Below are 22,138 nucleotides of genomic sequence, written 5' to 3' on the forward strand. Positions count from 1 at the left end.
GGGGTGCCCAAGTGCGGACGGTTCGCCGTCAGGCGGTGAGGAGCCAGCTGCCGCCGACCAGGAGGCAGGACAGTGCGACCACCAGGAAGAGGGTGACCCAGAGGAGTGCGCCGATGCCGGTGAGCCGGGCCAGCTGGTCGGCGTCGGAGTCGCGCGCCCCGCCCCGCCGCCGCTTCCCCTGCAGCTCGACCACCGGGCGCACCCCGGCCAGCAGCAGGAACCACACACCCAGATAGGCGAAGGCCGCCTGCAGCTCGCTGCCGCCGTACCAGGAGATCAGGAAGAACGCGGCACCGGTCAGCACCACAGAGAGCAGCCCGAAGGCGTTCCTGACCATGATCAGCAGACCGGCCAGCAGCGCGATCGAGATCCACAGCAGCGCGGTGATGTGCTCCGCGGCGAGCAGCGCGGCGCCGCCCAGCCCCAGCAGGGACGGCGCGGTGTACCCGGCGGCGGCCGTCAGGATCATGCCGAGGCCGGTCGGCTTCCCGGAGGAGACGGTCAGCCCCGAGGTGTCGGAGTGCAGCCGGATGCTCGAGAGCCGGCGGCCGGTCATCAGCGCGACCAGGCCGTGCCCGCCCTCGTGGGCGATGGTCACCACGTTGCGGCTGAGCCGCCACACCGGGTGCGGCAGGATCGCGAGCAGGGCGAGGGCCGCGCTGCCCAGCACCAGCCAGCGCGGCGGGTCGGACTGGATGCCGATCACTCGGTCCCATACGTCCGCGAAGTCCATGCCCTGCCTCCCATAGCCCGTGCCGAGTCGGCAGCCTCCCATGACAGGACGGCCCGGCGGAACCGCCCGGTTCTAGGACAGAGATGAGAACCGCCGGGCGCCCGTGGCAAGCTGGCCGCATGTGCGGACGTTTCGCCTCCACCACCAAGCCCGAGGACCTGGTCGAGATCTTCGGCGTCGAGCAGTGGGACCCGACGGAGACCCTCGCCCCCAGCTGGAACGTGGCCCCGACGGACTCGGCATTCGCCGTACTGGACCGCACCCCCAAGGGGCAGGCGGAGCCGGTCCGCCAGCTGCGGGTGCTGCGCTGGGGCCTCGTCCCGTCCTGGTCGAAGTCCGCGGACGGCGCGGTGAAGATGATCAACGCCCGGGCCGACACGGTGCACGAGAAGCCCTCGTACCGGCAGGCCTTCGCCGGGCGCCGCTGCCTGCTCCCGGTGGACGGCTACTACGAGTGGCGGACGATACCCACCGAGAAGGGCAAGCCCCGCAAGCAGCCGTTCTTCGTGAGCCGCGTCGACGGCGGGGTGCTCGCGCTGGCCGGCCTGTACGAGTTCTGGCGCGATCGCGCCGTCCCGTCCGAGGACCCCCTCGCCTGGCTGGTGACCTGCACCATCGTCACCACCGACGCCGAGCCGGACCTCGCCCCGATCCACGAGCGGATGCCGCTCTTCCTCGACCCCGGCGGGTACGACGCCTGGCTCGACCCGGGCCGCACCGACCCGGACGAGCTGCGCTCGCTGCTCGTCCCGCCCGCTCCCGGCGCGCTGCAGGCCGTCCCGGTGTCACCGGCGGTGGGCAGCATCCGCAACAACAGCGCCGACCTGGTCCGCCCGATCGCCCTCACCGAGGATGCCCTCGCCGGGGGCGGCTTCGGCGAGGCCGTCGGCGCCACCCTCTTCTGAGCCCTCTGGAGCCCGTGTGCAGACCCTCGTCCCCACCCCCGTCGGCGAGGCCCGGATCACCCGCTACCCGGCCGAGGGCACCCCGAAGGCGCTGCTCGCGCTCGGACACGGCGCCGGCGGCGGCATCGAGGCGCGCGACCTGCAGGCGCTGGCGGCCGCCCTGCCCGCGCGCGGGATCACCGTCGCGCTGGTGGAACAGCCCTGGCGGGTGGCCGGCAAGAAGCTCGGCCCGGCGCCGAAGACGCTGGACCAGGGCTGGCTCCCGGTGCTGGCCGAACTCGCCGGGAGCGGTCTGCCGCTGGTGGCCGGCGGCCGCAGCGCCGGGGCGAGGGTGGCCTGCCGTACGGCCGAGGCGGTCGGCGCGGTGGCCGTGGTGGCACTGGCCTTCCCGCTGCACCCGCCGGGCAAGCCCGAGCGCAGCCGGGCCGAGGAACTGCTGGGGTCCGGCCGCCCGACCCTCGTGGTGCAGGGCGGCAAGGACACCTTCGGCACCCCCGAGGAGTTCCCCCAACTGCCCACCGGCCACGAGCTGGTGGCGATCCCGTACGCCGGCCACGGCTTCTCCGTGCCCAAGCGGGCGCCGCTCGGCCAGGACGAGGCGCTGCGGCAGATCACCGACGCGGTCGGCGACTGGATCCTGGCCCTGCGCTGAGAGGCTCCGCCGGTGGCTGAGGCGGCGGGCCAACCGCAGGGGGCGCGGGGAACTGCGCGATGCGGGAGGGTACGGGCCGGTACCTTCCGGTCTCGCGCAGTTCCCCGCGCCCCTGGGATACCCGATCCTGATCAGTTGCCCACCTGGCCGGTGGGAATGCGGGGCGGGCCGACCCCGTTAACACCACCGTCAGCAGGTGTCCCGGAGGAAAGGCAGGGCAGATGGGTTCGATCGCGTGCCCCGAACGGCCCGACGAGCGCGAGGCGGGGGCGGCCATCGTGCCGGTCTGGTCCGAGTGGCTTGTCGCGGGCGAGAAGCCCGTCAGCCCGATATCCTCGCTTTCGGGTGGGCCCACCGTGGGTCGTGCCCGCAATGCCGAGGAGGTGGGTCCGGTCGTCGGGACCGAGGACGAGGCCGAGCCGGGCGATGTTCTGCCGGTGAGCGAGGTGCTCACGGGTGACGAGCTTGCCGAGGCGATCGGTGAGGACACCTTCCGAGTGTCTGCGGAGGAGACCGAGGGGGCCCGGCGGGAGCGCTTCGAGCGCGACGCCCTGGGCTTCCTGGATCCGATGTACTCGGCTGCGTTGCGGATGACCCGCAACCCCGCCGATGCGGAGGACCTGCTCCAGGAGGCGTTCGCGAAGGCGTACGCGTCCTTCCATCAGTTCCGCGAGGGGACCAACCTAAAGGCGTGGCTGTACCGCATCCTCACCAACACCTTCATCAACTCGTACCGCAAGAAGCAGCGTGAGCCTCAGCGCACCGCCGCCGAGGAGATCGAGGACTGGCAGCTGGCACGGGCCGAGTCGCACATGTCGACCGGTCTGCGTTCGGCCGAGGCCCAGGCGCTCGACCACCTGCCGGACAGCGATGTGAAGGATGCCCTCCAGGCGATTCCGGAGGAGTTCCGGATCGCGGTCTATCTCGCGGACGTGGAGGGGTTTGCGTACAAGGAGATCGCGGACATCATGGGTACACCCATCGGTACGGTGATGTCCCGACTGCACCGTGGCCGCCGTCAGTTGCGCGGCATGCTGGAGGACTACGCCCGTGAGCGCGGGCTCGTCCCCGCCGGCAGCGGGGCAGGGCAGGAATCGAAGGGCGCGGGGTCATGAGCTGCGGCGATCCGCACGACACCGAGTGTGGCGAGGTGCTGGACCACCTCTACGAATTCCTCGACAACGAGATGGCCGAGGGCGACTGCGCCAAGCTGCGCGTGCACTTCGAGGAGTGCTCGCCGTGCTTGGAGAAGTACGGCCTCGAACAGGCCATCAAAGCCTTGATCAAGCGCTCCTGCGGGTGCGACGACACCCCGGCCGACCTGCGTGGCAAGGTGCTGGCCCGGATCGACAGCATCAGGTCCGGGCAGCGCTCCGGCGCGCCGGTGCCGGTCGCCGAGGTCGCGGTGGACGACCCCGCGGGGCACGGCGCGCCGAGCACGCTGGCGGCCACGGAGTAGCGGCCCGGTATCGAACGGCAGGGCCTCGGGGCAGTCGCCCCGGGGCCCTGGCTGTCTCCCCGGCCCTCGTGAGCCCTGGCGCGGTCTCACCCGTTCGGGTGAGCTGACGCTGCGCCGGCCAAGGCATTGCGCGATCGGGCACCCGCTTCGCCGGGTGGAGCCCTATCCTCCTGACGGGCCCTCAAGGCAGTGTGCCCGAGGGGAACTGCGGCCGTGGCGGGGAGGCCCAGCTGCTGCCGCCCCGAGCCGAAGGGGGCGCCGGTGCCGAGAGCGACGAGCAACGGGCAGGCGGGTGAGTCGCGGCGTGAGCGCGTGACCCTGCCGGGCGCGGCGGTGCGGTACGTCGCCGTGGTGCTGCCGGCCGCTGCGGCCTGCCTGCTGACCCTTGCACTGCCCTCCACCGCCCGGGCCGGCTGGCTCGGCGGCCCGGTGGACTGGCCCCGGGTGGCCCTGCTGGCCTTTCTGCACGCCTGCTGGGACGCCCTGGCGCAGGGGCTGCCGACCCCCTGCCTCCGGCTCGGGCGCAGACTGCTGCGCCGCGAGGTGCCGACCGCCGAGCCCGCCCGCCCCACCGGCCCCGCCTTCTTCCCGGTGCTCTTCGCCGGCGTGCTGATGCTCCCGCCCGCCGCCGCCGCGCTGGTCGCGCTGCCGGCCGCGCTCTCGGGCCACGCCACGGCGCCGCGTACGCTGCGGCGGGCGTGGAACGCCGCCCAGCTCGCCCTCGCGGCCTTCGCGGCCGCCGCGCTCTTCGGGCTGCTGGACGGTCCCCGGCTGCTGCTCGGCTCGCGCTTCCCCGGCGCGATCCTGCCCGCGCTGGCCGCCGTGGCGGCGTTCTGCCTGGTCAACAGCGCACTGGTGGGCGGGATGCGACGGCTCACCGAGCCCCCCGGGCCGGTGGACACCTGGTACGCACGGCTGCGCGCCGCCGCGCTGCCCGCCCTAGTGCACGGAGCCGGCGGCCTGATGGTCGCGGTGCTCTGGCAGGGCCCGTACGGCGCCTTCGCGGCGCTGCTCGCGCTGCTGCCGCTGTCCATCTCGGCCTGGGTCTTCGCCCAGGGCCACCGTGAGCGGACGGCCCATCAGGCCGCCGTCCAGGCACTGGTCCAGGCGGTGGAGATCAAGGACGCGTACACCCGCGGGCACAGCGAACGCGTCGGCCGGGCAGCCGTGCTGATCGCCCAGCAGCTCGGCATGGCCGAGGAGCGCCTGCGGAGCCTGCATTTCGCCGGCACCCTGCACGACGTGGGTAAACTCGGGGTCGCGACGGAGCTGCTCCGCAGAAACGGTCCGCTCACCGAGGCCGAACGGCGGGCCGTGGAGGTGCACCCGGTCTTCGGCCACGAGCTGGTCCGCGACATCGCCTTCCTCGGTGAAGCGAGGGCAGGGATCCTGCATCACCACGAGCGGCTCGACGGCCGCGGCTATCCCGGCGGGCTGGCGGGCGACCGGATTCCGGAGTTCGCCCGGATCATCTCGGTCGCGGACGCCTTCGACTCGATGACCTCCACCCGCTCGTACCGGCGCGGCCGCCCGGTCGACGAGGCGGTCACCGAGCTGCAGCGGTGCGCGGGCAGCCAGTTCGACCCGCGGATGGTCCACGCCCTGGTCGCCGCCGTCGAGGAGCACGGCTGGGTGCCCGCACTGCCCCCGCCCGGCGGCTGGGCCGGCGAGGTGCCGGACATCCCGCTCGGCGTCCCCGAACCGTCCAGGCGGGTGCAGCCGCAGGGGAGAGCCGTGTCCTCGGGCGGGCCGACGTGAGCTGGGCCCGGGCGGTCCTGCAGGCCGACGTGATCCTGGTACGGGCGGTGCACACGGCCGCCGCCCTCCTCCTGCTGGCGGCAGCCGGCGCGCTGGTGCTGGACGGCCCTGCCGACCCCTGGGTGGCGCTGGCCTTCGCGGCGGTGATCGCGGTCGGTGAGCGCGTCCGGGTCACGCTGCCCGGCGACCGCGAGCAGGCACCGATCGGTACGGCCGTCGCCCTCGCGTACGCGATGCTCGGGCCCCTGCGCGGACTGCCGACCTCGCACGGCGTGCTCCAGGTGGTCGCGGTGACGGGCGCGGGGACGCTGGCCGGGCTGATCCCGCCGCTCCGGGGGCTGGCCGACCAGGCCAGGCTGGACGCGGCCGCCCGGCGGCTGCTCACCGTCGGCTTCGCGGCCACCCTCTTCCAGCCCCTCTACAACAGCGGCGCCCTCGACCGGGTACCGCTGGCCGGGCCCGCGTACGGCGTCTTCCTGACCGGTGTGGCCGCGCTCGCGTCGCTCTGCGACGCGACGCTGGCGGCAGTGCTGCACCGGGCCCGTACCGGGCTGCGGTTCGCGGCCGCGCTGGAGGACGAACTGCACTCGCTGCTCGGCATCGGCTCGGCGATCGTCGCCACCGGCATGCTGATCAGCCTGCTGGCCGGGGAGGTCGGGCTCTGGGCGCTGCCGCTGTTCTGCACGCCGCTGCTGCTCGCCCAGGCGTCCTTCCGCCGGGCCGCCGACGTGCGGGCCACCACCGGGCAGACCATCGAGACGCTGGCCAGGGCCACCGAGGTGGCCGGCTACACCCCGCCGGGCCACGCCCGACGGGTCGCCGACACGGCCTGCGCGCTCGGCCGCGAGCTGGGCCTGGGCACCCGGGATCTCGCTCTGTTGGAGTACGCCGCCCTGATGCACGACATCGGGCAGCTCTCGCTGGTCGAGCCCGTCCCGGACGGCGCCACCGCGCTGCTGCCGCAGGCCGAGCAGCAGCGCATCGCCCGGCTGGGCAGCGAGGTGATCCGCCGGACCGGTGTGCCGCGCCAGGTCTCCCAGCAGGTCGCAAGGCTGGCCGACCCGTGCCGCCGCCCGGACGGCTCGTACGACCGTTCGCTACCGCTCGCCGCCCGGATCATCCGGGTCGCCAACGCCCATGACGACCTGCTCGCCGCGGCCCGCGGCCGGGGCCTGGCTGACCAGGCGGGGCGGCTGGAGGCTCTGGAGGTGCTGCGGCTGGAGCGCGGCCGGCTCTACGACCCCAGGGTCGTCGAGGCACTGGCCAGAGTGGGCCACCGCGCCCGCGATCCGGACTGAATGCCTGCGTGAGGAGCGCGGCCCGATGGAGCCGTGGTTGGATGCGGTCGTAGCGTGGAACACCCGAACCGGGGCCGCCCGGCCGACGGGAGGAACTCCGGCTACGGCAAGCGGCCTGGGAAGCAGGCATCGCCCACTGGGGACCGGCCCTGGCCTCCGGGACAGGCACTGGCGGACGACAACGGCAGGGACGGAACGTGAGGATCTTCCACCGCGCACGGCACCGGCCGTCGGCCACCTGGCGGCAGACGACCGACCGGGCCTTCACCCTGATCGGTGACGGCCGCTACGAGGACGCGGGGGCGCTCCTGGTGATGGCCGCGGACCTGGAGCCCTGGCTCTCCGACTCCTGGTTCAACCTCGCCCTGCTGCACAAGTTCCGCCGCGACTGGGACCAGGCCCGCACCGCAGGTCTGCGCGCCGTCGCGCTGCTCGACCGCGAGCACGGCGCCCCCGACTGGTGGAACCTCGGCATCACCGCCACCGCCCTGCAGGACTGGTCGCTGGCCCGCCGGGCCTGGCAGGCGTACGGCCTGCGGCTGCCCGGCGGCGGCCCCTTGGACGGCCCGGTGGAGCTGGACCTCGGCACCACCCCCGTCCGGCTCTCCCCGGAGGGCGAGTCCGAGGTGGTCTGGGGCAGACGGCTGGACCCGGCCCGGATCGAGGTGCTCTCCATCCCGCTGCCCTCCTCGGGCCGCCGCTGGGGCGAGGTCGTGCTGCACGACGGCGCCCCGCACGGCGAGCGGGTCACGGACGGCGTCGCCTACCCCGTCTTCGACGAGATCGAGCTCTGGGCGCCGTCCCCCGTGCCCACGTACGTCGTCCTGCTGCAGGCCGCCACGGCGGGTGACCGGGACGCCCTGGAGCGCCTGGTGGCCGACGCGGGGTACGCCGCCGAGGACTGGACGTCCTCCGTACGGCTGCTCTGCCGGGCCTGTTCGGAGAGCCGGATGGCGACCGACGACGGTCACACCGCGCACCACGACCCGCACGACGACGGCGACGCCGCCCACCCGGGACACCTGAGCCACCTCAGCCAGGGCAGCGCCGGGATGTCCTGGCTGGCCGAGCGGGAGTGCGGGATCGCGGCGCCGGCCGGGCTGGTCCGGACGCTGCTCGACCGCTGGGTCGCGGCCTCCCCCGCCACCCGGGCCTACCGGGACCTCGAAGAGGTCTGCTGAGCCCGAAAGTAAGGACCGGCAGGGTCCCAGGGGCCGTACCCTTGAGCGGTATATCTCGGTGGACCCACGAAAGCGGAAGCAACGATGGCGGAGCAGCACGAGCACGACCACGAGCACGGCCACGAGGACGGCGAGACGCCGGTCCTGAAGATCGTCGGCGAGGAGCCGGACCTCACCAAGGGCACCGCCCGCCCGATCACCGTGGTCGGCAACCCCGTCCTGCACCACGAGTGCAAGGACGTCACCGTCTTCGACGCCGAACTCTCCGCGCTGATCGACGACATGTTCGTGTCGATGTACGCGGCCGAGGGCGTCGGCCTGGCGGCCAACCAGATCGGCGTGGACGCCAAGGTGTTCGTCTACGACTGCCCGGACGACGAGGGCGTGCGGCACATCGGGCACGTCATCAACCCGGTGCTGGAGGACCTCCCGGCCGCCCGCCGCATCCTGGACGACGGCAACGAGGGCTGCCTCTCCGTGCCCACCGCGTACGCCGAGCTGCCGCGCCCCGACTTCGCCGCCGTGACCGGCCAGGACAAGGACGGCAACCCGATCCGCGTCGAGGGCACCGGCTTCTTCGCCCGCTGCCTCCAGCACGAGACCGACCACCTCTACGGCTACCTGTACATCGACCGCCTCTCCAAGCGCGACCGCAAGGACGCCCTGCGGCAGATGGCCGAGGGCACGCCCAAGTACGCCACCGTGCCCAACAGCTGACGGCACCACAGCCAGGGGCGTGAGGCTCCGCCGGGCGGGGAACCGATCAGGATCGGGTAGCCACAGGGGCGCGGAGAACTGCGCGAGGCGGGAGAGGCTGGGCTCAGCCGTCTTCCGATTCGCGCAGTTCCCCGCGCCCCTTTCTGGTTGCCCAGGTGCCTAGAAGTCGTCGTCGAAGGAGACCGAGCCCTCGACCGCGACCTGGTAGGCCGAGACGCGGCGCTCGAAGAAGTTGGTCAGCTCCTGGACGTTCTGCAGCTCCATGAACCCGAAGGGGTTGGTGGAGCCGTAGCGGATCGGCAGGCCGAGGCGGGCCAGGCGCTGGTCGGCGACGGCCTCCAGGTACTGGCGCATGGACTCGGTGTTCATGCCGGGCAGGCCCTCGCCGCAGAGGTCGCGGGCGAACTGGAGCTCGGCCTCGACGGCCTCCTCCAGCATCTCGGTGACCTGCTGGGCCATCTTGTCGTCGAAGAGGTCCGGCTCCTCCTCGCGGACGGTGTCCACCACCGAGAAGGCGAAGTCCATGTGCATGGACTCGTCACGGAACACCCAGTTGGTGCCCGTCGCCAGACCGTGCAGCAGACCGCGCGACCGGAACCAGTACACGTACGCGAAGGCGCCGTAGAAGAACAGGCCCTCGACGCAGGCCGCGAAGCAGATCAGGTTGAGCAGGAACGCGCGGCGGTCGTCCTTGGTCTGCAACGAGTCCAGGTGGTCGACCGCGTTCATGTACTTGAAGCAGAACTGCGCCTTCTGGTGGATGGAGGGGATGTTCTCCACCGCGTCGAAGGCCGCCGCGCGGTCGTCCGGGTCGGGCAGGTAGGTGTCGAGCAGCGTCAGATAGAACTGGACGTGCACGGCCTCCTCGAACAGCTGCCGGGAGAGGTAGAGCCGCGCCTCGGGGGAGTTGATGTGCTTGTAGAGGCTCAGCACCACGTTGTTGGCGACGATCGAGTCACCGGTCGCGAAGAAGGCGACCAGGCGGCCGATCATGTGCCGCTCGCCCTCGCTGAGCTTGGCGAGGTCGGCGACGTCGGAGTGCAGGTCCACCTCCTCGACGGTCCAGGTGTTCTTGATCGCGTCGCGGTACCGGTCGTAGAACGACGGGTAGCGCATCGGACGCAGCGTCAGCTCGAAACCGGGGTCGAGCAGCATCTTCTCGCGGTCTTCGGACATTACTGGCAGGCCTCGCAGGACTCGGGGTTCTCCAGGGAGCAGGCGAGTGCCGCCTCCTCCTCCGGGGTGAGGGTCGGGGTCGGGACCGGAACTGCCGTGCGGGCCGCGCCGGAGGCGGCCTGGGCGATCCGGGTGGCCGGGCGCGACCGCAGGTAGTAGGTGGTCTTCAGACCGACCTTCCAGGCGTACGCGTACATCGAGCTGAGCTTGCCGATGGTCGGCGCCGCCATGAAGAGGTTCAGCGACTGGCTCTGGTCGATGTACGGCTGCCGGGCGGCGGCCAGGTCGATCAGGGCGCGCTGCGGCAGCTCCCACGCGGTGCGGTAGAGCGAACGGACCTCGGTGGGCAGCCAGTTGAGCTCCTGCACCGAGCCGTTGGCCTCGCGCAGGGCGTCCCGGGTCTGCGCGTCCCAGACGCCCAGCGCCTTGAGCTCGCGGACCAGGTACGGGTTGACCTGGAGGAACTCGCCGGAGAGGGTCTCACGCTTGAAGAGGTTGGAGACCTGCGGCTCGATGCACTCGTAGACACCGGCGATGGACGCGATGGTCGCGGTCGGCGCGATGGCGAGCAGGAGGGAGTTGCGCAGGCCGGTGGTGGCGATGCGGGCGCGCAGCGCGTCCCAGCGCTCGGTCCACTGCGGCGCGGTGGCGAAGTGGTCGATGTGCAGCTGGCCGCGGGCGGCGCGGGTCTCGCCGTACGCCTCGTGCTTGCCCAGCTGCTCGGCGAGCTCGCTGGAGCGCTCGTACGCGGTGAGCATGATGCGCTCGGCGATCAGGGTGGAGAGCTGCTTGGCCTCGGCGGAGTCGAAGTCGATGCGCAGCTGGAAGAAGACGTCCTGCAGGCCCATCACACCGAGGCCCACGGGCCGCCAGCGGGAGTTGGAGGCGCCGGCCTCGGGGGTCGGGTAGAAGTTGATGTCGACGACCCGGTCGAGGAAGGTGACGGCGGTGCGGACGGTGGTGTCCAGCCGCTCCCAGTCCATGGAGCCCAGCAGGTCGGCGGCCGTTGCGCCGGGGGCGACGTGGGCGCCGAGGTTGACCGAGCCGAGGTTGCAGACGGCGGTCTCGGAGTCGTCCGTGACCTCCAGGATCTCCGTGCAGAGGTTCGAGGAGTGGACCGTGCGGCCGGGGACGGCGGTCTGGTTGGCGGCGCGGTTGGAGGCGTCCTTGAAGGTCATCCAGCCGTTGCCGGTCTGGGCCAGGGTGCGCATCATCCGCGCGTACAGGGTCTGCGCCGGGATGGTGCGGACGGCCTTGCCCTCGGCCTCGGCCTTCAGGTACGCGGCGTCGAAGTCGGCGCCCCACAGGTCGACCAGCTCGGGGACGTCGGCGGGGGAGAACAGCGACCAGTCGGCGTTGGCGTTCACGCGGCGCATGAACTCGTCCGGGATCCAGTGCGCGAGGTTCAGGTTGTGCGTACGCCGCGCCTCCTCACCGGTGTTGTCGCGGAGCTCCAGGAACTCCTCGATGTCCGCGTGCCAGGTCTCCAGGTAGACGCAGGCCGCGCCCTTGCGGCGGCCGCCCTGGTTGACGGCGGCGACCGAGGAGTCGAGGGTGCGCAGGAACGGGACGATGCCGTTGGACTTGCCGTTGGTGCCCCGGATCAGGCTGCCGCGCGAGCGGATCCGCGAGTACGAGAGGCCGATGCCGCCGGCGTGCTTGGAGAGGCGGGCGATCTGCGCGTAGCGCGAGTAGATCGAGTCCAGGTTGTCCAGCGGCGAGTCCAGCAGGTAGCAGCTGGACATCTGCGGGTGCTTGGTGCCGGAGTTGAAGAGCGTCGGCGAGGACGGCAGGTACGAGAGCGCGCTCATCAGCGCGTACAGCTCGGCGACCTCGCGGACGGACTGCTCGTTGTCGCCGACGGCCAGGCCGGAGGCGACCCGGAGCAGGAAGTGCTGCGGGGTCTCGATCACCTTGCGGGTGATCGGGTGGCGCAGCAGGTAGCGGGACTGGACGGTGCGCAGGCCGAAGTACTCGAAGCGGTCGTCGCCCTGCTGGTCGATCAGCGCGTCGAGGGCGTCGGCGTGCTTGGCGACGAAGGCGGCCGTGGTGTCGCCGATCAGGCCCTCGGTGTGGCCGACGGTGATCGAGGCGGAGAAGTTCACCGCGCCCTGGCTGACGGCCTCGTCCGTGATCTCCATCGCCAGCAGGCGGGCGGCGAGCTTCGAGTACTGCGGGTCCTCGGCGATCATCGACGCGGCGGCCTCCACGGCCAGCCCGCGCAGCTCCGCGAAGTCGGAGCCGGCGTGCCGGCCGCGAAGGGCTGCGGCGGCGACGTGGCCGGGGTCCACCTGGGGGAGGTCGACGCTGCGGTCGGTGAGCAGCCGAAGCAGCGCAGCACCGGGGTCGGTCCGGTCGTTGTCGGCGGAACCCTGGGACGGCAGGGCAACTGAGGCAGCGATGGTCAAGGCGCTCTCTCCTGGCGGCGGCGGAACGGCGAGGGGCGCCGGGCCGCTTATGGGCGCAGGGGAGCAGAGCACGCCGAACCTCATCGGTGGCGCGCGAAGACCCCCCGGCCCACCCGCGAGGCCCGGACGTACTGCGGTGCTGCATGGCATCTGCGGGGAAGCCGTGTGGCACACCGTCGGCAGGTCATCGGACTCGCGGGCTCATGACTGAGTCGCCCGCTCACCGCTGCGGGGCAGTCCCGGACTCCCACCGGGTTCCCCTACGCGACAGCGAGAGCGAGCATACATGTTGTGGCGGTCTGACGATGCGACACCAGATGTAGTGCCGCATGTCGTGATCGGACGATCGCTGGGAGAGAAGGGGTGACCTGAGGACGGGCTTCTCAGAACGTGATCGAATACACCATCAGGTCGATCCCGGGGCGTGGCTCCCAGTCCCGTTCGGGGGTCCGGCGGAAGCCCAGGCGTTCGTAGATCCGGTGCGCGGCCGTCATTGCCGGGCGGGTCGAGAAGGCCATTCCGTCGAGTCCGAGCTCCCGGCTGCGGGCCATCGTGGCGAGGACCAGCGCCTCTCCGACGCCCCGGCCGCGTGCCGCCGCGCAGACCGCGAGCATCCGGATCTCACCCTCGTGGGGCTCGGCGATGTCGGCCCACTCGGTGCCGCCGGCCGCGAAGGTCACGCAGCCGAGGACTCTCCCGTCGGCCGGGTCGACCGCGACGAGGAGTTCCGCCTCTGCCGCGCGTCGACGGGTGTCACGGAGCAGCCGGACGTAGTCGTCGTCGGGTGAGCTGTGTCCGTCCCCGACGAAAGCCTCGACGGTGACGTCACCTGCGGCTTCGAGGTCCTCTTCGCGGGCTCGGCGGATGACGATGTCCATCCGGACAGTGTGCCCGAAGGGATGTTCGAAGCGGGAGTCAGGGTGCCGTGCAGCCGGTCGGCCGTGGCCGGGTCGGCGGGGTAGCGGCCGGGGCGGTGCCAGTTGTCGCGGCCATGACGGCTGTTGCGGTCCAGGTCGCGTCCGACCATCAGCCCGAGCAGGCCGAAGCCGCCGATGGCGCCGAGCAGGGCGAGTGCGCTTTCGAGCGTCGAGGAGGTCATGTCTCCACTCTGGCGATGGAGGAATGACGCGACGAGTGGCAGAAACGACCTATTGCATCGAAATCCTGCCATCCGGCATGCTGTCGGCATGCTGAAGAACGTGGTGGTCGTGGTGCAGGAAGAGGTGCACCCCTTCGAACTGGGCGTTGCCTGCGAGGTGTTCGGGCTCGACCGGAGCGAGCAGGGCCTGCCCGTTTACGACTTCGCGCTCGCGTCGAGCCGGCCGGGGCCGGTCCGGACGCACGCCGGCTTCAGCATCGACGTCCCGCACGGCCCGGAGCGCCTGGCCGAGGCGGACCTGGTGATCACGGCGGCAACCGGTATCGGGGAGGTGTATCCGGCGCCGCTGATCGAGGCGCTGCGGGCGGCCGTCGATCGCGGCGCCAGGGTGCTCTCCATCTGCAGCGGGGCTTTCCTGCTCGGCGCGGCGGGGCTGCTGGACGGCCGCAGCTGCACGACGCACTGGCGGTACACGGGGCTGCTCGCCGAGCGCTTCCCGCTCACCCGGGTCGAGCCGGACGTGCTCTACGTGGACGAGGACCCGGTGCTCACCTCGGCCGGTACGGCCGCCGGGATCGACGCCTGCCTGCACCTCGTCCGCAAGCTGCAGGGCGCCGAGGTGGCCCGGGGGATCGCCCGTCGGATGGTGGTCGCGCCACACCGGGAGGGCGGCCAGGCGCAGTTCATCGCCCGGCCGCTGCCGGTGGACGACGGGGACTCGCTCGGCGGCCTGCTCGACTGGCTGCGTCGCCACCTCGACCAGGAACTGACCGTCGAACAGCTCGCCGCCCGCGCACACATGTCCCCGCGTACCTTCGCCCGGCGCTTCCAGCAGGAGACCGGCACCACCCCGCACCGCTGGCTCACCAACCAGCGTGTCCTGCTCGCCCAGCGCCTGCTGGAAGGCACGAACGAACCGATCGACGCCGTCGCGGCGCGGTGCGGCTTCGGCAACGCAGCGACCCTGCGGCACCACTTCGGCCGCTGGCTGGGCACCACGCCGCAGGCCTACCGGCGAACCTTTGCCGGAGCGTGAAGCGAGGGGCGCGGGGAACTGCGCTGCCGGCCATGCACCTCCGTAGAGGGCTGGTCGCGCAGTTCCCCGCGCCCCTGCGGTGCATGGCTGAGCTAGGAGATCTGGGTGAGCTGCCAGCGTTGGTAGGCCGCGCCGTTGGCGGTGGACTGGACGATCGGGGTGGTGTCCGCCGCCGAGCCGCCGTTGCCGACGGTGAGGAGCTTGCCCGAGTGCTGGGCGGTGAGGGTGAAGCCGCCGGCCGCCGCAGGCTGGAGGAGCCAGGTCTGGTTGGCGTTGCCGCTGCAGGTCCACTGGATCACCTGGGCGTTGTCGGCCGTCGACGAGCCGGTGACGTCGAGGCAGAGCCCGCTCTTCACCGAGACCAGCCGGTACGCCCCGCCACCCGCGTCCTGGAACGTCCACTGCTGGTTGGTGCCGCCGGTGGTCCGGTACTCGATCACCGAGGCGCCCGCCGCCGTCGAGCCCCCGTTGACGTCGGCCGCGCTGCCGCTGGACGCGGCGGTGAGCACGTACGTGTGCCCGGCGGGCCCGCTGCCCGGCGGGTACGCCTCGACCTCCCAGAGCGAGTAGCCGTACGTCGTCGCCCGCTGCGTCAGGTAGACCCGCAGGTACCGCCCGGAGGCCGTGACGGCCAGGTCCTGCACGCCGCCCGTCCCGCCGGTGGTCGAGTACGCCGTGGTCCAGGAGGCGCCGTCGTCCGAGAACTGGATCTGGAACGCCTTCGCGTACGCGGCCTCCCAGCTGAGCTTGACCCTCCCCACCTGCTGCGTGCTGCCCAGATCGATCTGCAGCCACTGCGGGTCGCTGTACGCGCTCGACCAGCGAGTGCCGTAACTCCCGTCCACCGCACCGCTCGCCGGGAAGGACGCGGTCTCGACGCTCGAAGCGGTGACCGGCTTGCCCAGCGCCAGATCACCCGCCGCGGTGTCCGCCGGCAGGCCGGGCGCCCGGCCGATCGCGGCGACGACGGTCTGGAACTCGGCGTACGTGCTCACCGCCTTCGGTGATCCCCAGGTCTGCTGGGCCAGGGCCCGCAGCGGGGTGAGGATGCCGGCCGCGGTCTGCTGCTCGGTCTCGGCGCCCGGGTTGTCGCACCAGACGTGCAGTGCGGAGCCCCGGTTGCGGGAGGGGTCGGTGAGGGTGGCGCCGCCCTGGAAGATGCCGGGGTTCCAACTCTCGTACATGTACCGGGTGTCGGGCTTGGCGCCGCCGTAGACGTAGTAGGTCGGCGTCCAGCTGGAGTTCATCACGGTGTGCCCGGCGGCCGTCAACTGCTGGGGGGTGAGGCCGTAGTTGTACCAGTAGTCGACGGTGATGTCGGCGTTGGGAGTGATCGTGCCGTCGCCCGACTTGATGCCGTCGTTCCACATCCGCATGGTCTTCCCGCCGTCCCTGACCAGGCCGTCCGCCCAGTTCACGAAGCCGTAGAAGACGTCCTTGGCGGTGGCGTTGGCGCCGTAGTGGGAGCGGGCGTAGGTCAGCAGCTGCGGGTAGCTGCTGTAGTCCGTGACGTACTCGTCGGCGCCCAGGTGCCAGTAGGCGGCGGGGAAGAGCGGCAGGTACTCGTTGATCAGGTCCTGGATCAGGGTGTACGAGGCCGGGTTGGCCAGGTCGATGAACTCGTTGCTCGCCGTACCCGCCTTGTTGACCAGCCGCAGCTCGGGGTGGGCCGCCAGCACGGCGTTCATGTGCCCGGGCATGTCGATCTCGGGGACGACGGTGACGTGGTACCGCGCGCCGAGTGCGATCAGGTCGGTGATCTCCTGCTTGCTGTAGTGCTGGGCGGAGGTGACCTCCGGGTGGGTGCTGCTCTCCAGGCGGAAGCCGAAGGTGTCGGAGAGGTGCAGGTGCAGGTAGTTCATCTTGGCGTACGCCAGGTCCTTGATCTGCTGCTGCAGCCACGGGACGGTGAAGTACTTCCGCCCGGCGTCGACCATCAGGCCGCGCTCGGGGTACGCCGACCAGTCCTGCGCGGTGCCGGCCGGGATCGTCCTGGACTGCCGGAGCAGCTGCAGCACCGTACGGGTGCCGTAGAACGCGCCCGCATCGCCCGCCGCCCGCACGGTGACGGCCTGGCCGACCGTCAGGGAGTAGGCGTCCGGGCGGGTGTCGGCCGAGCCGAGGGTGAGGAAGAGGTCGCCGGGCTGCGGAGCGGCGGCGGTGGTCCGGCCGACCGTCGTGCCGGTCAGCTGGGTCAGGTCGTCGGCGAACACCTGGCCGGTGACGTCGAGTTGTCCGGCGTATGCACTGTCGACCACGACCCGCGAGCCGCCGGCGAAGGTGTACGAGCCGGTGCCGGCCGTCCACTGCTGGAGGGCGGGGACGGTGTGCGGCGCGGTGGCGGCGGCGGTGGCTGCTCCGGCCTGGGCGGGCAGCAGGAAGAGGGCCGGTAAGGCCAGGAAGAGCAGGAAGGAGGGAAGGCGCGAGAGTGCCACGGTGACGGCTCCTGGAGGTGAGGGCCCGGACAGTCTGGTGCGCACCCAGTGGAGCGGAGAATGCGCGTTTGTGTCAATGGACATGCAAGACTGCGCAGAATTGTGCATCAGGACTGGTGCGTCTGCGGAGTGTCGCCACGGTGATCCGACACGACGTCCATCGGGTGGCGGTACGCGGGCGGGAGCGCGCACGAACCTACAGTGCGCCGCATGCTGACCACCGATCAGGCACAGGAGCCCCGCCCGGACGGCCGCCGCGAGGCCGTCACCCTGGCCGACGTCCGTGAGCGCGTCTGCAAACGGCGTGACGCCTGGTGGACGGTGCTGCTGGTCGACCCGACGGCGGTCAGGCTGGTTCGCTGGACGGCCAACCGCACCCGGGTCACCCCCGACCAGGTCACCTGGGCCGCTCTGCTGCTCGGGCTGGGCGCGGCCGGCTGCTTCGCGCAGGGCCGGCCGGGCTGGCTGGCGGCCGGCGCGCTGCTGTACCACCTGAGCTTCGTGCTGGACTGCGTGGACGGCAAGCTGGCCCGGCTCCAGGGGCGTGGCACGCTCTTCGGCGGCTGGCTCGACTTCGTCCTGGACCGGGTCAGGGTGGCGTGCTGTGCGGTCGCCCTGATGGGCGGCCAGTGGCTGCTGCACGGCCAGGCGCGCTACCTGCTGCTGGCGGTGGCCGTGGTCTTCCTCGACATGTTCCGCTACCTCAACGTGCTGAAGGTGGGCCAGATCCGCGCCGGGATGCGCCAGCGGATCGCCGACCGCACGGCCGTCCGGCAGACCTCCGCTGCCGGTGGGGCCGCCGCGCCCGGCCGGGTCGCCGCCGTCGAGGACCTGCACCGGAGCTTCGAGCGGCGCTTCCCCTGGTACGCGGACTTCCGCGGCCACCTGCTGCGCCACCGGATCCGCCCGCACCTGGTCAGCGGTATCGAGTTCCAGATGGCCGTGTTCATCGTCGGCCCGGTGCTCGGGCGGATCGCGTCGGCCGCGCTGGTCGCGGGGGCGGGGCTGATCGCCTTCGAAGCGGCCGTCGTCTACAAACTCCTGCTCTCCACCCGTGACTTCGAGCAGACGATCGGGCGGCTGCCCGCGGCCCGCTCCAGCGTCAACGCAGGGGCCGGGAGGGCGCGCCGGTGGCGAGACGGAGAAGCGACGAGCGACGAAGGAGCGCCGGAGCGCCGGGTGTCGCCGCCGGGTCCGAGCGCCCGGAGGCCCGGGACGGACGCCCGGAGGCCCGGGACGGACGCCGGCGCAGGGCGAACCGCGACTGCGGACTGACCAGGGCGAGACCGTTCGGGACGGGCCGCTCACTGCCGCCGGACGGCGCGTTGACGATCGCCATCGTGCCCGGTGAGGTGCGGGCCAGCATCTCCGTCGAGCCGCCGCCGTCGAGCATGACGGCGTTCCTGGCGCCCAGGCGCTGCAGCAGCCGGGCGGTCTCCGCGATGGTCAGTCCGGCCGAGCCGGCGGACCTGCCGTCCACCGTCAGCAGCCACAGCCGGCGCCCCGAGGCGTCCCAGGCGAGTGCCGTCCGGGGCTCGCGGATCTCGTACCGGTGGGTGCGGGGGAAGGCCGGGACCCGGCCCTTGCGCAGGAGGGTGCCCCGGTAGCCGATGGCCAGGTCCCACGGCGTGCCGCCGTCGCCGTCCTGGCCGGCGCGGAAGGCGACCGGCGCACCCGGGGGGACGGCGGAGAGAGCCCGTGCGGCCCGCCCGACCGCGACCAGGACGAAGCCGTCCCCGGGCACCGGGCGGCCGTCGGCACCCTCGCGGACGTCCACCGCCCGCCCGCCCGAGACGGTCAGCTGGCGCACCGGACCACGGGCGCGGACGGGCCGGGGCGCGCCACCCCAGTCGGGGGTGAAGACCGTGAGGCCGGGGCGCAGCGAGCGGCAGTTGAGGCACCCCAGCGGGTACGGGGTCCCGCCGACCGACACCGCCCCTGCGAGCCGGACCAGCCCCCTGCGCAGCAGCCCGTCCCGGTCGGTGCCGACGGCGCGGACCGGCTCGGCGGAGGCCTTGAGCACCTGTCCGTCCCGGATCACCGGGCCGAGCGGCACGCCAGTGCCGTGGATGTCGAAGAAGTCGCCGTTCACCGCGGCCAGGGCGGCCGGCCCCGCACCGTCGGCCAGCGCCGACAGCGACTCCCGCTCGGAGAGCCTGCCGCCCAGCGAGGTGAGCCGCGCGGGGCCCAGGGCGGCCTCGGTGAGCTGGTAGCGCAGGGACTGCCGAGGGACGTCCGCCACGGTCAGCCGGGCCCCGGCGGGCAGCCCGTAATGCTCGGTGCGGGCCTGCCCGGTCAGGTCGGGGACGGCGGCCGGGAGCAGCAGCACCGCGCCCGCCAGGGCCGCGCCGACCCGGCGGCCGGCCCGGCCGGTCAGCCGAGGTCGGAGAGCAGGCACGAACCGTCCAACGACCCGCGAGGGTACGAGGTCACGGCCGTCAGGCGGCCAGGTGGCCGACCTCGTTCCAGTGCTCGGGGCGCAGCCGTCCGTCCTGCGAACGCCACAGGCTGGCCGAGCAGTTGCGCACCGGGTCCAGCCCGAGCAGCTGCTGCTCGGGGAGCCGGTCCAGGACGTAACGGAGCATCAGGACGGTGCAGTCGTGCGCCACCAGCAGCACCGGCCGCCCGGCCTCCTCCTCGCAGATGTCGCGCAGGCAGCTGCGCACCCGCAGGGCCACGTCCAGGACGGACTCGCCGCCCGGCGGCCGGTAGTACAGCTCGCCCATCTTCCGCCGCCGGGCCGCCTCGGCCGGGTGCTCCTTGTCGATCGCGGCCGCGGTCAGCATCTCCAGGATGCCGAGCTCTCTGTCCCGCAGCCGCTCGTCGAGGCGGACCTGGAGCCCGACCGGCACCGCGCCGAGCCCGGAGGCCTGGGCGAGCGCGATCCGGGCGGTCTCGGTGGTGCGGACGTACGGGGAGCACCAGACGCTGCGCGGGCGGTCGGCGGGCGGCAGCTCGGCCCACCAGCGTCCGAGTGCCTGGGCCTGCGCCTGGCCGTGCAGCGAGAGCGGTATGTCGGCGTCGCGGCTGGTGATCGGGACGGTCAGCGCGCCGGTCTCGGCCGCGAGCTGGAACTCGACGTTGGCGATGCTCTCGCCGTGCCGGGTGGCGATCAGGACGGACGGCAGCCGGAGGCCGGCCTTCGTCGTGCGGTGTCCGTTGAGCGTGCTGCTGAGTTCTGCCATGGCCGCTTCTCCCCGTGACGTCGTCGTTTCCTCGGCCGGCCGTCATTCAAATGATCGCGCCGTCACCCCAGTGTTGTCCGGGGTGACGGCGCGATCACAGGGCGCACGCGGGAGGTCCGAGTGCGCCCGTCGGCTCAGTGTGCGACTGCGGGCTCCGGAGCCTTCGCCAGGGCGGGTTCACCGGCCTCCGCGGTGTAGTCCGCCTTGCTGGTCTCGTCGACGCCCTCAGGGGCCTTGACGGCCCGCAGAACCAGCGTCAGGACGACGGCGACGGTCAGGTTGAGCACGAAGGCGGTGAGGCCGATGTACCCGATCTCGCCGATGCCCGGGATCTCCGCCGAGCTGCCGCCGAAGTGCTTGGTGGCGGGGGAGGAGACGCCGTACGCCTTCCAGGTGCCGTACGCCATGCCGACCGCCCAGCCCGCGAGCAGCGCCCAGCGGTGGAACCAGCGGGTGAAGAGCCCGCCGACGATCGACACGAAGGTCTGCAGGATCCACAGGCCGCCGAGCAGCTGCAGGTTGATCGCGAACTGCTTGTCCATCACCAGCACGAAGGCCAGCGCGCCGACCTTCACCAGCAGCGAGGCGATCTTGGCGACCTTGGTCTCCTGGGCGGCGGTCGCGTCCGGCTTGATGAAGTCCTTGTAGACGTTGCGGGTGAACAGGTTGGCCGCCGCGATCGACATGATCGCGGCCGGTACCAGGGCACCGATCCCGATCGCGGCGAAGGCGACGCCGGTGAACCAGTCGGGGAACATGTTCTCGAACAGCTGCGGCACGGCCAGCTGGTTGTTGTAGCCCTTCACGCCCTTGCCGACGCCCGCCGCGATGGCCATGAAGCCGAGCAGCGCCAGCAGGCCCAGCATCAGCGAGTACGCCGGCATGATCGCCATGTTCCGGCGCACCGTGTTGCGGGACTTGGAGGCGAGCACACCCGTCACCGAGTGCGGGTACATGAACAGCGCCAGCGCCGAGCCGAAGGCCAGCGTGGCGTACGTCCACTGGGCCTTCTCCGGCGAGACCAGCGCGCCGACGGGCTTGCCGGTCGCCGGGTTGACGGTGCTGAACTTCTGCGCCGCGGTGTCGAAGATGTGCCCGTAGCCGCCGAGGCGCATCGGGATGTAGATCACCGCGACGATGATCACGATGTACACCAGGGTGTCCTTGACGAACGCGATCAGCGCCGGCGCCCGCAGACCCGAGGAGTACGTGTACGCGGCGAGCACCGCGAAGGCCAGGAAGAGCGGCAGGTCCTTGACGAACCAGTTGCTGTCCGCGCCGCCGCCGACGCCCAGCACGTCCAGCACCGCCTGGATGCCGACCAGCTGCAGCGCGATGTACGGCATGGTGGCCAGGATGCCGGTCAGCGCCACCACCAGCGACAGCGACTTGGAGCCGTACCGCCCGCGCACGAAGTCGGCCGGGGTGACGTACCCGTGCACCCGGGACACCGACCACAGCCGCGGCAGGAAGAGGAAGACCAGCGGGTACGCGATGATCGTGTACGGCACCGCGAAGAAGCCCGCCGCACCCGCGCCGTAGATCACGGCGGGGACGGCGATGAAGGTGTACGCGGTGTAGAGGTCGCCGCCGAGCAGGAACCAGGTGACCCAGGTGCCGAAGCTCCGGCCGCCCAGGCCCCACTCGTCCAGGTGGAGGGCGTTGTCCGCCCGGCGCCAGCGCGAGGCGAGGAAGCCCATCACGGTGACCAGGACGAAGAACAGCAGGAAGACCGTCAGAGCGGTGACGTTGACGCCGGTGTGGTTCATGCCCGACCACCGGCCTGGGCGGCGGCCTTGCGGGCCTTCTCGTCCCGGTTGATCAACAGGTACGCGGCGACCGTGAACACGGCCGACGCCGGCACCCAGAGCAGCTGGTACCAGTAGAAGAAGGGCATCCCGCCGAGCTCGGGGGTCGCCTTCGCGTACGAGGAGACCCAGAGCATCGCGACGATCGGCACGAGGAGGCTGAGCCCGGCCAGGACCCGTTCCGGAGTCACCGCCGGGATCGGGCTGGGCTCAACGGCCTCGGGCAGGGGGACTTCTGACGACATGTTGCGGCTCCGGCTGATGAGGGCTCACCTCGTCGGCGCCGCA

General features: G+C 72.1%; 19 protein-coding genes, 1 pseudogene and 1 riboswitch. Of the genes and pseudogenes, 11 read left to right on the forward strand and 9 right to left on the reverse strand.

The features are described 5' to 3' along the window. Positions 1-28: 28 nt before the first annotated feature. Complete coding sequence (locus tag FB465_RS22220) at positions 29-733, reverse strand: M50 family metallopeptidase (protein ID WP_145793143.1); 705 nt, start codon at positions 731-733, stop codon at positions 29-31. A gap of 119 nt (positions 734-852) precedes the next feature. On the opposite strand from FB465_RS22220, the gene FB465_RS22225 reads away from it, so the two are divergent. The 8 genes from FB465_RS22225 to def all read left to right on the forward strand — a co-directional run bounded on the left by FB465_RS22225 (position 853) and on the right by def (position 8,703). Further along, positions 853-1,638 carry an SOS response-associated peptidase gene (locus tag FB465_RS22225; protein ID WP_145793145.1) on the forward strand — a complete coding sequence of 262 codons (786 nt, stop codon included), beginning with the start codon at positions 853-855 and terminating at the stop codon, positions 1,636-1,638. Further along, complete coding sequence (locus FB465_RS22230; protein ID WP_145793147.1) at positions 1,586-2,290, forward strand: alpha/beta hydrolase family protein; 705 nt, start codon at positions 1,586-1,588, stop codon at positions 2,288-2,290. Before FB465_RS22225 ends, FB465_RS22230 begins: the two co-directional genes overlap by 53 nt. A 476-nt stretch (positions 2,291-2,766) precedes the next feature. After that, positions 2,767-3,405 (forward strand): sigma-70 family RNA polymerase sigma factor, encoded by a 639-nt coding sequence (locus FB465_RS22235; RefSeq protein WP_170290814.1) that lies wholly within the window; start codon positions 2,767-2,769, stop codon positions 3,403-3,405. Beyond that, positions 3,402-3,749, forward strand: coding sequence for a mycothiol system anti-sigma-R factor (gene rsrA / locus FB465_RS22240; RefSeq protein WP_145793151.1), 348 nt, complete (start codon positions 3,402-3,404; stop codon positions 3,747-3,749). Before FB465_RS22235 ends, rsrA begins: the two co-directional genes overlap by 4 nt. A gap of 261 nt (positions 3,750-4,010) precedes the next feature. Next, the gene (locus tag FB465_RS22245) at positions 4,011-5,507 is read left to right on the forward strand and encodes an HD-GYP domain-containing protein (protein ID WP_246192777.1); all 1,497 of its coding nucleotides are present in this window, start codon (positions 4,011-4,013) and stop codon (positions 5,505-5,507) included. After that, positions 5,504-6,805: an HD-GYP domain-containing protein gene (locus FB465_RS22250; RefSeq protein WP_246192778.1), complete on the forward strand. Its 1,302-nt coding sequence runs from the start codon at positions 5,504-5,506 to the stop codon at positions 6,803-6,805. Before FB465_RS22245 ends, FB465_RS22250 begins: the two co-directional genes overlap by 4 nt. Before the next feature lie 197 nt (positions 6,806-7,002). Next, complete coding sequence (locus FB465_RS22255; RefSeq protein WP_145793153.1) at positions 7,003-7,986, forward strand: tetratricopeptide repeat protein; 984 nt, start codon at positions 7,003-7,005, stop codon at positions 7,984-7,986. Between the two features lie 84 nt (positions 7,987-8,070). After that, entirely contained in the window at positions 8,071-8,703 is a 633-nt protein-coding gene (gene def / locus FB465_RS22260) for a peptide deformylase (protein ID WP_145793155.1), read from the forward strand. Positions 8,704-8,862: 159 nt separating this feature from the next. Here def and FB465_RS22265 read toward each other — a convergent pair whose 3' ends face one another. The 3 genes from FB465_RS22265 to FB465_RS22275 all read right to left on the reverse strand — a co-directional run bounded on the left by FB465_RS22265 (position 8,863) and on the right by FB465_RS22275 (position 13,165). Then, positions 8,863-9,879, reverse strand: a complete 1,017-nt coding sequence (locus tag FB465_RS22265; RefSeq protein ID WP_145793157.1) for a ribonucleotide-diphosphate reductase subunit beta — start codon at positions 9,877-9,879, stop codon at positions 8,863-8,865. After that, a complete protein-coding gene (locus tag FB465_RS22270) occupies positions 9,879-12,371 on the reverse strand; it encodes a ribonucleoside-diphosphate reductase subunit alpha (protein WP_425461204.1) in 2,493 nt (830 codons plus the stop codon). The genes FB465_RS22265 and FB465_RS22270 overlap by 1 nt, the downstream gene beginning before the upstream one ends. Before the next feature lie 77 nt (positions 12,372-12,448). Then, positions 12,449-12,577: riboswitch (cobalamin riboswitch) on the reverse strand. Between the two features lie 93 nt (positions 12,578-12,670). Then, positions 12,671-13,165, reverse strand: a complete 495-nt coding sequence (locus tag FB465_RS22275; protein ID WP_145793159.1) for a GNAT family N-acetyltransferase — start codon at positions 13,163-13,165, stop codon at positions 12,671-12,673. A 47-nt stretch (positions 13,166-13,212) separates the two neighbouring features. Here FB465_RS22275 and FB465_RS22280 point away from each other — a divergent pair, with 47 nt between their 5' ends. Both FB465_RS22280 and FB465_RS22285 read left to right on the forward strand, forming a co-directional pair. Then, complete coding sequence (locus tag FB465_RS22280; protein WP_145793161.1) at positions 13,213-13,413, forward strand: hypothetical protein; 201 nt, start codon at positions 13,213-13,215, stop codon at positions 13,411-13,413. A gap of 61 nt (positions 13,414-13,474) precedes the next feature. Continuing rightward, positions 13,475-14,422 carry a helix-turn-helix domain-containing protein gene (locus tag FB465_RS22285; RefSeq protein WP_145793163.1) on the forward strand — a complete coding sequence of 316 codons (948 nt, stop codon included), beginning with the start codon at positions 13,475-13,477 and terminating at the stop codon, positions 14,420-14,422. Between the two features lie 92 nt (positions 14,423-14,514). Here FB465_RS22285 and FB465_RS22290 read toward each other — a convergent pair whose 3' ends face one another. Next, positions 14,515-16,857 (reverse strand): RICIN domain-containing protein, encoded by a 2,343-nt coding sequence (locus tag FB465_RS22290; RefSeq protein ID WP_246192779.1) that lies wholly within the window; start codon positions 16,855-16,857, stop codon positions 14,515-14,517. A gap of 210 nt (positions 16,858-17,067) precedes the next feature. Here FB465_RS22290 and FB465_RS22295 point away from each other — a divergent pair, with 210 nt between their 5' ends. Next, complete coding sequence (locus tag FB465_RS22295; protein ID WP_145793166.1) at positions 17,068-18,132, forward strand: CDP-alcohol phosphatidyltransferase family protein; 1,065 nt, start codon at positions 17,068-17,070, stop codon at positions 18,130-18,132. A 13-nt stretch (positions 18,133-18,145) separates the two neighbouring features. On the opposite strand, the pseudogene FB465_RS37065 reads toward FB465_RS22295, so the two are convergent. From FB465_RS37065 to FB465_RS22315, 4 genes and pseudogenes are all read right to left on the reverse strand, one after another. Then, positions 18,146-19,255: pseudogene (locus FB465_RS37065) on the reverse strand (phosphodiester glycosidase family protein); the annotation flags it as partial. A 40-nt stretch (positions 19,256-19,295) separates the two neighbouring features. After that, a complete protein-coding gene (locus tag FB465_RS22305; protein WP_145793170.1) occupies positions 19,296-20,042 on the reverse strand; it encodes a histidine phosphatase family protein in 747 nt (248 codons plus the stop codon). Positions 20,043-20,176: 134 nt separating this feature from the next. Continuing rightward, positions 20,177-21,811, reverse strand: a complete 1,635-nt coding sequence (gene mctP / locus FB465_RS22310; protein ID WP_145793172.1) for a monocarboxylate uptake permease MctP — start codon at positions 21,809-21,811, stop codon at positions 20,177-20,179. After that, a complete protein-coding gene (locus FB465_RS22315) occupies positions 21,808-22,095 on the reverse strand; it encodes a DUF3311 domain-containing protein (protein WP_145793174.1) in 288 nt (95 codons plus the stop codon). Before FB465_RS22315 ends, mctP begins: the two co-directional genes overlap by 4 nt. Positions 22,096-22,138 lie beyond the last annotated feature (43 nt).

Origin of the sequence: Kitasatospora atroaurantiaca (assembly GCF_007828955.1) — a bacterium.
GTDB lineage: Bacteria > Actinomycetota > Actinomycetes > Streptomycetales > Streptomycetaceae > Kitasatospora > Kitasatospora atroaurantiaca.

Bases quoted from the DNA above. Each gene is read 5' to 3' on its own strand.
- FB465_RS22275 (WP_145793159.1), bottom strand. From the start codon at position 13,165: ATGGACATCGTCATCCGCCGAGCCCGCGAAGAGGACCTCGAAGCCGCA.
- FB465_RS22295 (WP_145793166.1), top strand. From the start codon at position 17,068: ATGCTGACCACCGATCAGGCACAGGAGCCCCGCCCGGACGGCCGCCGC.
- FB465_RS22230 (WP_145793147.1), top strand. From the start codon at position 1,586: ATGCCCTCGCCGGGGGCGGCTTCGGCGAGGCCGTCGGCGCCACCCTCT.
- def (WP_145793155.1), top strand. From the start codon at position 8,071: ATGGCGGAGCAGCACGAGCACGACCACGAGCACGGCCACGAGGACGGC.
- FB465_RS22225 (WP_145793145.1), top strand. From the start codon at position 853: ATGTGCGGACGTTTCGCCTCCACCACCAAGCCCGAGGACCTGGTCGAG.
- FB465_RS22270 (WP_425461204.1), bottom strand. From the start codon at position 12,371: ATGAGGTTCGGCGTGCTCTGCTCCCCTGCGCCCATAAGCGGCCCGGCG.
- FB465_RS22265 (WP_145793157.1), bottom strand. From the start codon at position 9,879: ATGTCCGAAGACCGCGAGAAGATGCTGCTCGACCCCGGTTTCGAGCTG.
- mctP (WP_145793172.1), bottom strand. From the start codon at position 21,811: ATGAACCACACCGGCGTCAACGTCACCGCTCTGACGGTCTTCCTGCTG.
- FB465_RS22315 (WP_145793174.1), bottom strand. From the start codon at position 22,095: ATGTCGTCAGAAGTCCCCCTGCCCGAGGCCGTTGAGCCCAGCCCGATC.
- FB465_RS22285 (WP_145793163.1), top strand. From the start codon at position 13,475: ATGCTGAAGAACGTGGTGGTCGTGGTGCAGGAAGAGGTGCACCCCTTC.
- rsrA (WP_145793151.1), top strand. From the start codon at position 3,402: ATGAGCTGCGGCGATCCGCACGACACCGAGTGTGGCGAGGTGCTGGAC.
- FB465_RS22305 (WP_145793170.1), bottom strand. From the start codon at position 20,042: ATGGCAGAACTCAGCAGCACGCTCAACGGACACCGCACGACGAAGGCC.
- FB465_RS22220 (WP_145793143.1), bottom strand. From the start codon at position 733: ATGGACTTCGCGGACGTATGGGACCGAGTGATCGGCATCCAGTCCGAC.